Here is a 12,565-nt window from a genome sequence, read left to right on the forward strand (position 1 = left end):
TGATGTCCCGTAAACCAGCCATCACCGCGACGGGCCTGAAGAAGGCCTACGACGACAAGACGGTACTGGACGGAATCGACATCTCCGTCGACCGCGGAACCGTCTTTGCGCTCCTCGGCCCCAACGGCGCCGGCAAGACCACCATCGTGGAAATTCTCTCGACCCTCGTTCCGGCAGACGGCGGCAACATCCGCATCGCCGGGTACAACCCTTCCGACGATCCCGACGCGGTGCGTTCGCGCATCGGCGTCACCGGGCAGTTCTCAGCAGTCGACGACTATCTGTCCGGTGAGGAAAACCTTCTCCTCATGGCCGACCTGCACCATCTCGGCAAGGACGAACGTCGAACGCGCACTGAAGAACTCCTGAAGAAGTTCGATCTGATCGACTCCGCGGACAAGCTGGCGTCGACCTACTCGGGCGGCATGCGTCGACGGCTCGACCTGGCAATGACGTTGATCGGACGACCGGAGATCATCTTCCTGGACGAGCCCACCACCGGCCTCGACCCCCGGAGCCGACGCACCATGTGGCAGATCATCCGGGAGTTGGTCGAGGGCGGTGTCACCATCTTCCTCACGACCCAGTACCTCGAGGAAGCTGATCAACTGGCCGACCACATCGCCGTCCTCGATCAGGGACGGATCGTCGCCCAAGGTACGGCAGCGGAACTCAAACGGCACATCCCCGGCGGCCACATTCGTCTTCACTTCTTCGACCGAGATCAGCTCGATTCTGCTGCAGCTGTTTTCGACGAATCATCACGTGACGATGCCGCCTATGTCCTCCAGGTCCCCAGCGACGGGGGTGTCCGCTCGCTGCGCTCTCTTCTCGACCAACTCGACGCTCACTCGATCGACGTCAAGGAACTCTCCGTGCACACACCCGACCTGGACGACGTGTTCCTGACTCTGACCGCCACCGAAAGGACCGACGCGCGATGACCACCATGACGCTTGCCTATCAGGACTCGAAAACCATGCTGCGTCGCAGCATTCGACACATCCTTCGATATCCGTCGATGACGGTGATGCTCGTCGGAATGCCAGTCGTTTTCCTACTGCTGTTCGTCTACGTGCTCGGCGGAACGCTCGGGAACGGCCTCGGCCCCGGCGGTGGCGGTGGCGGTCGAGCCGAGTACGTCAATTACGTTGCACCGGCGATCATTCTGATGACCGTGGCATCAGCGGCACAAGGTACTGCCATCTCCGTCGCAACCGATATGACCGCCGGGATCATTGCACGATTCCGAACGATGGCGATCACGCGCACGTCCGTCCTGACCGGTCACGTTCTCGGCAGCCTCCTTCAGACGATCGTGAGCCTCGTTGTCGTCATCGCCGTAGCGATAGCCGTCGGCTTCCGGCCCACTGCAGGCTTCGTGGAGTGGGCCGCGACGTTTGCACTCCTCGTCCTGGTCTCCATCGCCATGATCTGGTTGTCGGTCGCCTTCGGCCTCGTCAGCAAGAGTGTCGAGACGGCCAGCAACCTTCCAATGGTGTTGATCCTCTTGCCGTTCCTGGGAAGCGGCTTTGTCCCCACCGACTCGATGCCGACCGTGTTGCGATGGTTCGCCGAGTATCAGCCGTTCACTCCGATCATCGAGACTCTTCGAGGACTTCTTCTCGGCGAAGCCATCGGAAACAACGCGATACTCGCGATCGGATGGTGCGTCGCAATCACCTTCCTCTCCTACCTCTGGGCACGGAGTTTGTTCAACCGACGCCCGGTGCGCTGACCTCGAAACACACGATCTTCGAGAACGGGTACGGTGTCGCTGTCGTCGAGTTCCGAGGCGATGGCGACGTCGTGTGGAAACCCCATGACGATCAACTCGCGCCCTGAGGCGCAGTCCCGTAACCATTCCTCGTACGAATCCGACACCGCCGTCCAGGCAGTCGCCGCCATCTGCGCCTCGGGCGATGGGGACCCTTCCCAACCAGTCACGGTCAACGCCGTGACAACCGCACCGGCGCCCCACAGATCCTCCACCGCCGGACGCAACTCTCCACCGGGCCACTTTTCACCGGACGCGACTATCGCAACCCTCGATCTCGAACCATGTTCGTGCACAATCCAATCAGCGACGGCGGAAGCGTTCCTCAACGAAGCGCCGACACACACCGCAACCTGAGATGCCAACGCAAACGCGATAGTCGACCCGTTCGGCGACGGCAGCACCAGCCGACTCGGCACCTCGGCTTCGCGAATCGTCTTGGGAGACAGACTGATCTGACCCTCCGCGGCTACGCTTCGCCTCACCGCCAGGACCGCATCGGCATCACGCGCGTAATCGAACGCGCGCTCGTCATTCCAGGAAAAGGGAAGTACGTCGATTCCCGCGTCGGCGGCAACGCTCAGCGTCGTCGTGAACGAGAGAACGTCTACCACCACTGCCACATCGACGCCGGCAGCAATCGCTTCGGCGCCGCGCAACCCCCAGTCGAATCGAAGTCCGTAATCGAGTTGGCGATGCTCCGGATTCATCGCACCAGCATCTCAGAAACGAATCAGCTTGTCCGGCACGCGCAAGTCATCGTGCTCGTACAGTGCTCGCACGGCAACGGGATCGTCGGCGGCGCACACCGCGGCGACATCGTCCAACAGTAGGTCGTAGTCGGCGCCTGTCTTTCCGTCGTAGGCGTCCGTCATACGACCCCACTCGTCCCACGGCAGAGTTTCGACCTTGTTCATCGCGGCAAGATCCTTCACTGCGTTGCCGCGGATCTCGGCCGGCCCCCAGTTCTCGGTGCCGTACACCCCGAACTGGGACCCGTCGATCACGCCGCGTCGATACGCCAGCCACGCCTCACCACCACTGAGGAATTCTCCCGGCTGCAGATCATGGGCGTGAGGAAGGACGTTTTGTCCGAGGATCTCCGAATCGATGCGGATCCACCGCTTGCCGGCGTCGTCCCAGTACTCGGTGATCCAGTGGTCCACGCCCTGTCCCGGTTGAAAGTAGGTGGCAAAACCACAGCGGACGCGAGCGGCAATTCCGCGATAGCGCAGAAACGCACAACTCAAAACAGCAAAGTGCCGACAGGTTCCGACGAGCCGCTTGTCGGGTTCTCGGGCGGAGGTCACCGGTGCCGGATCGAGCGCAAGCAGGCGTTGAAGCAGAACGCTTGCCGGCCGGATCTGGTTTTCGTCGAATCGGTCGGCAGGCAGATTCAGCGACTGAGCATCGGTGGGTTGGACCACCAGGTACGGCACTACCCGGCATATTTGCATGGGGTCGGTGGGGAGCGACTCGAGGGCGAGCATGTCCACCCCGTCGATGCGGGTGAACGATCCTGCTGATGTGTAGTCGAGAACCGCCGTCATGGGCGGAGGTTAACAAACACTGCCGACACAGCAACTCCACTATGGTTAGGGTCCCATAACCATGAAACCCGAGGTTGCCGTGAACCCTATGTTGAACCGCCGTGCCATGCTGTCCGTCACTTTCGCAACAGCAGCCGGTTTCGCCCTTGCTGCCTGCGGCGACAGTGCGAAAGACGAATCCACTCCCGGCACCGAAGGTGCTCACGCCGAGGTCAACGCCTTCCCGGTGACGATCGACCACAAGTTCGGCTCCACCACCATCGAGCAGGCACCCAGCCGCATCGCAGCGGTCGGTATCGGCGACGCGGACGTTTTGCTTTCCCTCGGGCTGACGCCCGTCCTGGTCCCGGTGTGGAAGGGATCGACCGACGACGGAATCGGCGTCTGGGCCGACTCCGCAGTCCAGGGCGCCGAGCCGACGCCATTGGCCAACGCCACCACCGATTTCGACATCGAAACGATCGTGGCTGCAGCGCCTGACCTGATCATCGCCGTCAACAACGCGATCGACGAGGATCTGTACAAGCAGCTCAGCGCCATCGCGCCGACGGTGCTGCACGCCGCCGATCAGACGGATTGGGTTCTGCCCTGGCAGGAAGTCACGACCCGTATCGGTACGGCTGTGGGCGTTCCCGCGCAGGCAAAGCAGGAGGTCCAGGAAGTCGAAGACCTCATCGTTCGCACCCGCGCGGAGAACCCCCAGTTCGAAGGCAAGACAGCAGCTCTCGTCATTCGCTGGAGCGATGGAAATCTTCGAGCGTTCAGCCCCGAGGCTGCGCGCGCTCAGCTGCTCACGCAACTGGGGTTCACGGCGCCTGCCGCACTGAAGGACCGGTTCGCGGGCAAGCTGAACTACGAGATCTCCGCCGAGAACTACGACCTTCTCGAGTGCGACTACCTGCTCTTCGACAACTACGAGAAGGCTCGCGCCGAGATGGAGTCGCAGCCGGCGTTCACCAATCTGAACGTGGTCGAGACCGGAGGCCTGATCAGCTTGGACCCCATCGTCAGTGACGCGGTGTCCATGCCGAACCCGCTCACCATTCCGTTTGTGCTGGAAGATTTCGTCGCAAAGATCAATCAGACGATCGCGGGTCGATAACTTTCGTTCGGCCTGACCACACCCACAACACCACAGCCGACACGGCCACGCAGAGCGCAACGGTCACCCATGGTGACGCCGGCGCTGCGTGGCCGTTGTCGACGAGGTCGTACGCGAATCCGACTCCCACGGTTCCCAGGAGCGCGAGCAGACCGCCGATCGTGTTGAGCATGCCGAAGTGCGCTCCGAGGTTGCTTTCACGACCGAGGATCGCGATGGTGTCTCGCATCGGCGGCACCATCAACATCTGTCCCAGGTGCAGCAGCCCGATCCACACCGCCAGACCGACTATCTGCGTCGACGCCGAAGCTGCGGAGTCGACGCCGGTGACCAGCGGAACCAGGAACGACACCGAAATGAGCACAAGCCCGAAGGTGATCGCGCGCCGATGCCCGATGCGGTGGGCAACCGCGACCGTCGGTCCCTGCCCGACGATCACCAACACCGCCGCGCCCACGTAGAACCATCCCAGCGCCGACTGCGAACCGATTCCGCGCTCGAGCTGTTCCGGAAGCATCAGGTACAGCTGGCTGTACGCAACCAGCTGAAAACTGCAGAGCGTCGCGAAGAGCAGAAAGTTGTTGTTGGTCAGGACACTTCGCCAGACGTCGCGCAGCGTATAGGTCGACACCGGGCCGTCGTGGGCATCGCCCGGTCGGGGGAACCAGATGAAGAACCCGACCCACATGATCGCGAAGAGCAACGCGGCGCTCGACGCCGTCCACGAGAACGGAAACATCAGGAGAGCAGCTCCCAGCGCCGGACCGATCACTGTTCCCAGGCGGCTGCACATCTGTTCCACTGCAAACAAATCGGTACGACGCATAACTCCGGCGGACTCGAGTTCGCGTCCGTACTCCGCGTTGGCCGACTCCACTGCGGGCGCGAAGAGCGCGGCAGCAAAGCCGACCAGGAGCACGCCGACGATCACGGCGCTCATGCTTTCTGCCAGACCGAGCATCAGAAAACCGACTACACGAACGGCTATGCCCAGCAGGATGATCGGACGCTTGCCGAACCTGTCGGCGAGGCTTCCACCGATGAAGAACATGCCCTGCTGACTGAACATCCGCAATCCGAGGACGAGGCCGACAATCCAGGCCGCAAATCCGAGGTCCTCCGAAAGGTGCACCGCCAGAAAGGGGACAACCAGATAGAACCCGATGTTGAACAGCACCATCGAGAGGAGGAGCAGCTTCACCACCGGCGGCAGGACACGAACCTTCGCGAAGGTCTTGTTACCGGGGAAACGCTCACTGAGTACCACGATCAGAAGACTATTGCCCGCACGGCGTTCTGTGGAAATCTGCCATTTTACAATTGGTTAACTGTCCGTTTAGGTAGCGATGGTAATCATCTTCCGGGGGTTCGAGCACACGACAACGAGAGCCGGGATTTGATGAATGGATTGACGCGCCGCCAGATGGTCAAGGCGATGGCGGTAGCCGCGGGCACAGTCACCGCGAGCGCATTTACATTGGGTGCCAATACCTCCGTCGCGGGGGCGAGCCCCGCGCAGGAGATCAAAGTGCTCTCCCTCAACACCTGGCACGGCGGAACCAAGATCAACGGTGGCCTGCAGCTGATCGCCGACATGATCATCTCGACACAGGCGTCGATAGTTCTCCTGTCGGAAGCCGGCACTGCGACAACTGCATTGGCGGACATGCTGACCAAATCAGGAACCACCTTCTACGGAGCAGCGTCCTCCGACGTGGGGATTCTCTCCAAGTTTCCGATCGAGGAAACAGCCGACCTGAACTCGATGATCAAGGCAGTCGTGACGGTCGACGGCAAACAAATCGCTGCTTACTCGGCACATCTGGCCTACACGTCCTACGCGACGTATCTACCGCGCGGATACGGCGCGGGTGTTCCCAAGCCCGGAGAGTTCTCCGAGTTCGGCTGGAACAAGATGCCGTCCGGTCCGGTCACGGACCCCGAGACGGTTCAGCGCGTGAACATCAATTCGGGACGACCCAAGGCGATTTCGACGTTCGTCGACGATGCGGCAAAAGAACGGGCCAAGGGCAGATCCGTCATCCTCGGTGGCGATTTCAACGAACCGTCGGCCCTGGATTGGACCGACGGCACGCGAAATCTGTTCGACCACAACGGTGTAGTCGTTCCTTGGGAATCCACCCGCCTGCTCGACCAAGCCGGATTCGTCGACGCTTACCGCAGTAAGTACCCGAACCCGGCCACACACCCGGGCTTCACCTGGCCGTCCGACAATCCCGACGTCGACACCTCACAGCTCACCTGGGCACCCGAGGCAGACGAACGCGATCGGATCGACTACATCTTCGCCGATCGCGCTTCCGACCTGAAGTTGGGATCTGTAGGAATCATCGGACCCCGAAAGACGATCGTGCACAACAAAAGAGTGGAGGAGAACTCCCAGGACAACTTCATCGCTTCACCGACGCCGTGGCCGACCGATCACAAGGCCGTTCTTGCGACGTATCGTTTTGCCAGCTTCGGCGGCGGATCATCTACCGGTTCGTGGAGCGGTTCCTGACAGGGCATCTCGTAGCCAGTCGATCATCATCGGCGTCAACTCGGGCAGCTTGGTCACTGCGCAGTGCCCCGCATCCGGGATGACGTGTACCTGCGTGTTCGGGCGCTCCTCGAAGAGAGTGGTATCCGAGAGCGGGATGTGAACGTCGTCGGCCCCGTTGACCACAAGCATCGGGGTCCGGCCGTCGTCGGCGGTCATCAAGACACTGCGATCGAAAGCACGCAGACCCTGTACCAGCGCCTCTTTGGTTGCCGGTGCATCGAAACCCAGTGCGTTTCCGACGATGTCACCCATGCCGTAGACCAGGCGCTCCGCGTTCGCGGTCTCGAACGCGCCCTTGACCGGGGCGCCGATGTTGATCACCGCATCGACGGCGCCGGTCAACCCCGACCGCACGGCGAAGTTGCCACCGAAGGAGACTCCCAGGTGTGCCACCTGGCCATTGCCGAGGGCGCGAGCCGTCGCCACCAGTCCGTCGATCACCTCGTCACCGAAAGCGTCGAGAGGAACCGGTGATTCACCAGTTCCCGGCTGGTCGAAGGCAACAACAGTCACTCCGGCGTTCTTCGCGAACGCACTGACCAACGGATGCATGTCCATCTTCCAGCCGTCGACGCCGCCGCTGAGCAACAGGACGGGTGCATCCTCGTACCTCCCGTCCACGGAGAGAATGTGCACCGGTAGCTCGATCTCGCCGGATCGGTAGGGCAGGGACAGGATTCGACGCTCGAACTCGAGCCCGAATCCCGGTGCTGCCTTGACGTATTCGTCCACCTGATTCTGCAGGGCCCGGCGCCGCGAATCGTTGGCCAGGACGGGGAACTTGGCGATTCCGTAAATCATCGCCGCGAGTGAATGATTGCCGTCGGCGGAGTACTTTGCTGCCAACGCCGACCACTCGTACGACCAACCACCCGGCGCGTCGGCCCAGGTCGAGTGGATGGACGCGCGCAGTTCCTCGAGATCCGAGACGGGGAGCCCGAAGCTCAGAAACTGTCCTGTGCGCTCTTCGAAGAGGCCTCGGTGATCGACAGGAAATTCGTATGACATGGGAAAACACCCCTCAATTCATCTCTAATGCAACGATCAGTTGCATTATCTCAGTGAACCACGCGCCTCCAGCTAACACAACACCTTGTTGCGATAAGGTTGACTCATGACTTCGACACCACAACGGCCCGGAGGGCGTAGTGCCAGGGTGCGCGAGGCCGTCCTGGCAGCCACGGCGGCCGAATTGTCCGAACGCGGATTCGCCGCGATGACCATCGAGGACATAGCCACCCGCTCCGGAGTCCACAAGACCACGATCTACCGGCGATGGAGCACGCTGTCCCAACTGGTGGCCGACGCGGCCGTCGAGGTATCGGCAACCACCGTTCCCATCCCGGATACCGGTTCCATCGAATCCGATCTGCGCGAGATGGCCAGATCGATAGTCGCACTGGTGACCAGCGAGTCAGGCGGCGCGTTGGTGGCTGCACTGTTCTCCGATGCGGTCCGCACGCCCGAGGTCGCGAGACTCAAGCGCGAGTTCTATTCCGCACGTTACGAACTGGCAGACATCGTCGTTCGCCGAGCAGTCGAGCGCGGGGAGATCTCCGAGAAGGTCTCGGCCGCTGATCTTCTGGCGGCCGTCGCCGCACCCATCTACTATCGCCTGCTGGTCGCCGATCTACCCGTCGACCAGTCGGTTGCCGATCGTGCTGCTGCCGGCGCGCTCGCTGCGGCCCGCGCCGGGGCACTCGATCAGGCCGAATGAGCCAGTGAATTCAGCGCTTCCACGATTGCCTCGTTGAATCCGCTGCCGCCATGCCCGGCGCCGTCGAGTACCACCAACTCACTACCCGGCCAACGCCGGTGGATCGCCCAGGCAGTGTCGAGTGGCCCGGAAATGTCATACCGTCCGTGCACGAGAATCGCGGGAATCTCAGCGAGACGGTCCATTCCGTCCAATATCTGATTCGGCGCCAGGAAGCAGTCGTTACCCCAGTAATGCGTAACCAGCCTGGTCATCACCCGGCGGAAGTCCGGATTCTGGTATCGAACACTCGGAGTCCACCCCGGCATCAGCGACACGTGCACGTCTTCCCAACGGCACCACTGCAACGCGGCATTCTCGCGCACAACAGGATCCGGATCGGCAAGCAGTCGCGCGTACGCCGCGGGGAGGTTTCCGTCACGCTCGTCCACCGGCAACGGCGCCACGAACTCTTCCCATTCACGCGGAAATACCCGGCCCATGGCACGGGTGATCCACTCGATTTCGACCCTCGTCCCGCCGGTGATCGCGCCCAAGGCCATTGCGATCACCCGCTCGGGAAACGCCTGGGCGTACACCAGACCCAAACTCACGCCCCAGGAAAGTCCCGTGACGATCCATCGCTCGATACCGAGATGCTCACGAAGACGCTCGATGTCTTCCACAATGTGCGCCGTGGTGTTCACGGTCAGATCGACGTCCGGACTGCTCGCAAGCGGAAGACTGCGCCCACAGCCTCGCTGATCGAACAGAACTGCGCGAAAGGCTTCGGGATCGAAGAAACGCCTGGCGCCGACAGTGCATCCCGAACCGGGACCGCCGTGGAGGTAGAGAACCGGAATGCCCGCAGGATTGCCGACTGTCTCCCAGTACAGACTCTGACCATCCGCCACTTCCAACAGACCGGACTCGTACGGTTCGACGGGCGGGTACAGGACAGCAGTCATAGGCGGTGATTCTTCCATCAAGCTGCCTACTCGAGTAGGCAGCACGCGGCCGAGCAATGGCCTAGCGTGGACAGGACACCACTGCGACGGGAGTACACCAGATGCGTGATGGGTTCAGGTTGCCGGGATACGGCGGCGCCGCAGTCTTCCTTCGCAGTCATGCGGTTCCCGCCACTGTCTTCGAATCCGACGTGCCCACACTCGTTTTCGACGTCGGACTGCTCAGCCCCGACCGCTTCAATCAGTATCTCAGCCGACATACGGACGACGGATTCGTCGAACGGCTGGCGGCGTTCTTCTTTCACGCGGCCGCAGACTTCCATCCCGAGAAATCGCTTCCGGCGTTCACCGACGAACGACTCGGGCTGATGATCTCGGTCTGTTCCAGCACCGATCGAGAGGTGGAGCTCGACTTCTCACTCGCCGAGGATCCCGAATCGGAGGACACCGAACGCGACGAGATGACCTTCGAGACAAGCCGAGTCGTCCTCGCGACCTCGGCGCAGACGGTTTCTCGACTGACCGGTGGAGTAACCACCCACTTCGACGGGGAGTTGTAGAGACATGGGTTTTCTCTTCGAGGTTCTCGATTTTCCCGAAGGCAGTCGGATGACCGATCTGTGGAACAACACATGGGCTGAGCCGGCAATGGGCGAGGAGATTGCCTCCGGCCACTTCATTCATCTGGGCGACGATCAACACGTCGACGTGGAGACCGATTTTCTCAGTAGCCACCTACCGTTCAACGTGGCAGGCTTCGGTGGAGTCTTTCCCGACGGCAAACCTTGGATGTTCGTCATGCAGAAGGCGCCGGCGGACCTCGCGACCAGCCTTCGCGGCGAGGACGATCCGCACTCACTTCTGCGCGGATCACTCGACCGCGCCATGTCTTTCAACCCTGATGCACTGGTGGCCGAGGAATTGTCCTGGAGGCACGCCGATCTGGTGAAGGTGTACGAGGAAGAGGGAATCCCTGCGGTATCCGTCGCGGGTTGGTCGGTTGCGGATCTCCTGCGTGGCCTCTTGGCGCAGTGTTGCAACGTCGAACTTGCCGCTGTCGTCGCCGGATACCCAGAGTGCGCCTATCCCGAATCGGCGCATGCGTGCGAAGCGGACGTGTTCTCAGACGTGTTCGCCGGTTGGGTCAGCGGACTGCGGTGATGTGACGGAGGAGACTCCACCCTACCGATATTTCGGAGTAGACTCATTTATGAGCGTGATCCGAAATGGAACGAGGTGAGCGGGATGACGAAGCCGGACCAAGAGCTGGGCCGTCGCGAACGCAACAAACTCGAGAAGCAGACACGCATCTTCGACGCCGCTGCCGAACTGTTCGCGGAAAAGGGCTACAGCGCAGTCACAACTCAAGAAATTGCCGACCGCGCCGATGTAGCCGGCGGCACTCTCTTTCGTTACGCCGCAAGCAAAGCCGAGTTGCTGCTCATGGTGTACAACGCGGAATACCGCAAGCAGATCGAATTGGGAGAAGAGCGTGAAGCCAAGTCGACCGGCACAGAAGATCGTGTGCTCGAGCTGGTTTCACCCCTGCTGATCGCAAGTCGCCGAAACGACGAGAACACCGGCATCTACCAACGCGAGGCGTTGTTCGGTGAGCCCAGCGAGTGTTTCCGGGCCGAAGGCCTGGAACTCTCGCAGCGCCTGCAAACGCGGATTGCGCAAATCTTGCACGAGGCACACCCCAACCACACCACCCGAACCACCACTGCAGCGCGAACGATTTCCAACGTGCTGCACTTCGAAATAGCCCGCGCGGCATTGGACCGGATCACGGCTGACGAACTCACGAACATCGTTGCCGCACAGGTCCGATTGACGCTTGCCGGACTACCCACCGAATAGGATTGAGGATCGAAAATGACTGAACTGAAGCAGATCACCGTTCTGGGTACCGGAGTTCTCGGCTCACAGATCGCCTATCAGACCGCCTATCACGGCTTCGACGTCGTCGCGTACGACATCAACGCCGAGGTCATCGAAAAGGCCAAGGCTCGGTTCGACTCGTTGGCCGCGGCCTACAAGGCCGAGAACGTCGAGGGTGCCAAGGAAGGCAAGGCTGACGAAGCGCTGCAACGTATTACGTACTCGTACGATCTAGGCGAAGCCGTCGCCAAGGCCGACCTGGTCATCGAGGCAATTCCCGAGGACATCGCCATCAAGCGCGACACCTACGAGAAGCTTGCCACGGTTGCTCCTGAGCACACGGTGTTCGCTACCAACTCCTCGACGCTGCTGCCGAGCGATCTCAAGGAGTTCACCGGCCGCCCCGAGAAGTTCCTCGCACTGCACTTCGCAAATCACGTGTGGGTCAACAACACTGCCGAGGTCATGGGCACCGAGTCCACCGACCCCGCCGTGTACCGCGAGGTCGTCGAGTTCGCGAAGAACATCGGCATGGTGCCGATCGAACTCAAGAAGGAGAAGGCGGGCTATGTACTCAACTCGCTCCTGGTCCCGCTCCTCAACGCAGCATCCGACCTGCTGATCGACGGCATCGCCGATCCCGACATGGTCGACAAGACGTGGCGTATCGGTACCGGAGCCCCGTTCGGCCCCTTCCAGATCATGGACGTCGTCGGGTTGACCACCGTCTACAACATCTCCTCCCAGGGCGGCGAGAAGCAGCGCGAATTCGCCGACTACATCAAGAAGAACTACATCGACGAGGGCAAGCTCGGCGTTGCTGTCGGCGAGGGCTTCTACAACTACAAGGGCTGATCAACTGCAGGGCTGATCAACTGCAGGGCTGATCAACTGCAGGGCTGATCAACCAACAGGCTCACCGCGCGGTGGTTACGACGTGAATTCACGTGGTAGCCACCGCGCGGACGTCTGTTGTCAGTAAGTCCGAAACCACCCTGAGCGATTGTGACGCAAGCTTCTTCACGTGC

The 12,565-nt window shown here is 61.4% G+C and carries 14 protein-coding genes; 9 read left to right on the forward strand and 5 right to left on the reverse strand.

Features of this window, described 5'->3' with window-relative positions:
- Positions 1–2 precede the first annotated feature (2 nt).
- A complete protein-coding gene (locus BH682_RS27420) occupies positions 3–944 on the forward strand; it encodes a daunorubicin resistance protein DrrA family ABC transporter ATP-binding protein (protein ID WP_007730361.1) in 942 nt (313 codons plus the stop codon).
- Positions 941–1,738 (forward strand): ABC transporter permease, encoded by a 798-nt coding sequence (locus BH682_RS27425; protein WP_075834744.1) that lies wholly within the window; start codon positions 941–943, stop codon positions 1,736–1,738. Before BH682_RS27420 ends, BH682_RS27425 begins: the two co-directional genes overlap by 4 nt.
- Here the strand turns inward: BH682_RS27425 and BH682_RS27430 are convergent.
- The gene (locus BH682_RS27430; protein WP_063315501.1) at positions 1,693–2,487 is read right to left on the reverse strand and encodes a 2-phosphosulfolactate phosphatase; all 795 of its coding nucleotides are present in this window, start codon (positions 2,485–2,487) and stop codon (positions 1,693–1,695) included. The two genes, BH682_RS27425 and BH682_RS27430, sit on opposite strands and share 46 nt — an antisense overlap.
- A gap of 12 nt (positions 2,488–2,499) precedes the next feature.
- The gene (locus BH682_RS27435) at positions 2,500–3,327 is read right to left on the reverse strand and encodes a transglutaminase domain-containing protein (protein ID WP_065351574.1); all 828 of its coding nucleotides are present in this window, start codon (positions 3,325–3,327) and stop codon (positions 2,500–2,502) included.
- A gap of 88 nt (positions 3,328–3,415) precedes the next feature.
- Between BH682_RS27435 and BH682_RS27440 the strand changes: the two genes are divergently transcribed.
- Complete coding sequence (locus tag BH682_RS27440) at positions 3,416–4,429, forward strand: ABC transporter substrate-binding protein (RefSeq protein ID WP_223304471.1); 1,014 nt, start codon at positions 3,416–3,418, stop codon at positions 4,427–4,429.
- Here BH682_RS27440 and BH682_RS27445 read toward each other — a convergent pair.
- Entirely contained in the window at positions 4,404–5,696 is a 1,293-nt protein-coding gene (locus BH682_RS27445; RefSeq protein ID WP_075834749.1) for an MFS transporter, read from the reverse strand. The two genes, BH682_RS27440 and BH682_RS27445, sit on opposite strands and share 26 nt — an antisense overlap.
- Positions 5,697–5,828: 132 nt before the next feature.
- On the opposite strand from BH682_RS27445, the gene BH682_RS27450 reads away from it, so the two are divergent.
- On the forward strand, positions 5,829–6,950 hold the full coding sequence (locus BH682_RS27450; protein WP_075834751.1) for an endonuclease/exonuclease/phosphatase family protein: 1,122 nt from the start codon (positions 5,829–5,831) through the stop codon (positions 6,948–6,950).
- On the opposite strand, the gene BH682_RS27455 is transcribed toward BH682_RS27450, so the two are convergent.
- Entirely contained in the window at positions 6,921–8,000 is a 1,080-nt protein-coding gene (locus tag BH682_RS27455; protein ID WP_064075056.1) for an alpha/beta fold hydrolase, read from the reverse strand. The two genes, BH682_RS27450 and BH682_RS27455, sit on opposite strands and share 30 nt — an antisense overlap.
- A 106-nt stretch (positions 8,001–8,106) precedes the next feature.
- Here BH682_RS27455 and BH682_RS27460 point away from each other — a divergent pair, with 106 nt between their 5' ends.
- Complete coding sequence (locus tag BH682_RS27460; protein ID WP_050655008.1) at positions 8,107–8,709, forward strand: TetR/AcrR family transcriptional regulator; 603 nt, start codon at positions 8,107–8,109, stop codon at positions 8,707–8,709.
- Here the strand turns inward: BH682_RS27460 and pip are convergent.
- The gene (pip, locus tag BH682_RS27465) at positions 8,697–9,656 is read right to left on the reverse strand and encodes a prolyl aminopeptidase (protein WP_058226832.1); all 960 of its coding nucleotides are present in this window, start codon (positions 9,654–9,656) and stop codon (positions 8,697–8,699) included. The two genes, BH682_RS27460 and pip, sit on opposite strands and share 13 nt — an antisense overlap.
- A 101-nt stretch (positions 9,657–9,757) precedes the next feature.
- Here pip and BH682_RS27470 point away from each other — a divergent pair, with 101 nt between their 5' ends.
- From BH682_RS27470 to BH682_RS27485, 4 genes are all read left to right on the forward strand, one after another.
- The gene (locus BH682_RS27470) at positions 9,758–10,216 is read left to right on the forward strand and encodes a hypothetical protein (RefSeq protein ID WP_003942982.1); all 459 of its coding nucleotides are present in this window, start codon (positions 9,758–9,760) and stop codon (positions 10,214–10,216) included.
- Positions 10,217–10,220: 4 nt separating this feature from the next.
- Complete coding sequence (locus BH682_RS27475) at positions 10,221–10,817, forward strand: hypothetical protein (protein WP_075834754.1); 597 nt, start codon at positions 10,221–10,223, stop codon at positions 10,815–10,817.
- A gap of 84 nt (positions 10,818–10,901) precedes the next feature.
- Positions 10,902–11,516 (forward strand): TetR/AcrR family transcriptional regulator, encoded by a 615-nt coding sequence (locus tag BH682_RS27480; protein WP_075834757.1) that lies wholly within the window; start codon positions 10,902–10,904, stop codon positions 11,514–11,516.
- A gap of 15 nt (positions 11,517–11,531) precedes the next feature.
- Positions 11,532–12,392 (forward strand): 3-hydroxyacyl-CoA dehydrogenase, encoded by an 861-nt coding sequence (locus tag BH682_RS27485; protein WP_030536170.1) that lies wholly within the window; start codon positions 11,532–11,534, stop codon positions 12,390–12,392.
- The last annotated feature ends 173 nt before the right edge of the window (positions 12,393–12,565 follow it).

The sequence above is a fragment of the Rhodococcus sp. YL-1 genome (assembly GCF_001942025.1).
GTDB classification, from domain to species: Bacteria; Actinomycetota; Actinomycetes; order Mycobacteriales; family Mycobacteriaceae; genus Rhodococcus_F; species Rhodococcus_F qingshengii.

Bases quoted from the DNA above. Each gene is read 5' to 3' on its own strand.
- BH682_RS27420 (WP_007730361.1), top strand. From the start codon at position 3: ATGTCCCGTAAACCAGCCATCACCGCGACGGGCCTGAAGAAGGCCTAC.
- BH682_RS27425 (WP_075834744.1), top strand. From the start codon at position 941: ATGACCACCATGACGCTTGCCTATCAGGACTCGAAAACCATGCTGCGT.
- BH682_RS27430 (WP_063315501.1), bottom strand. From the start codon at position 2,487: ATGAATCCGGAGCATCGCCAACTCGATTACGGACTTCGATTCGACTGG.
- BH682_RS27435 (WP_065351574.1), bottom strand. From the start codon at position 3,327: ATGACGGCGGTTCTCGACTACACATCAGCAGGATCGTTCACCCGCATC.
- BH682_RS27440 (WP_223304471.1), top strand. From the start codon at position 3,416: ATGTTGAACCGCCGTGCCATGCTGTCCGTCACTTTCGCAACAGCAGCC.
- BH682_RS27450 (WP_075834751.1), top strand. From the start codon at position 5,829: ATGAATGGATTGACGCGCCGCCAGATGGTCAAGGCGATGGCGGTAGCC.
- BH682_RS27455 (WP_064075056.1), bottom strand. From the start codon at position 8,000: ATGTCATACGAATTTCCTGTCGATCACCGAGGCCTCTTCGAAGAGCGC.
- BH682_RS27460 (WP_050655008.1), top strand. From the start codon at position 8,107: ATGACTTCGACACCACAACGGCCCGGAGGGCGTAGTGCCAGGGTGCGC.
- pip (WP_058226832.1), bottom strand. From the start codon at position 9,656: ATGACTGCTGTCCTGTACCCGCCCGTCGAACCGTACGAGTCCGGTCTG.
- BH682_RS27470 (WP_003942982.1), top strand. From the start codon at position 9,758: ATGCGTGATGGGTTCAGGTTGCCGGGATACGGCGGCGCCGCAGTCTTC.
- BH682_RS27475 (WP_075834754.1), top strand. From the start codon at position 10,221: ATGGGTTTTCTCTTCGAGGTTCTCGATTTTCCCGAAGGCAGTCGGATG.
- BH682_RS27480 (WP_075834757.1), top strand. From the start codon at position 10,902: ATGACGAAGCCGGACCAAGAGCTGGGCCGTCGCGAACGCAACAAACTC.
- BH682_RS27485 (WP_030536170.1), top strand. From the start codon at position 11,532: ATGACTGAACTGAAGCAGATCACCGTTCTGGGTACCGGAGTTCTCGGC.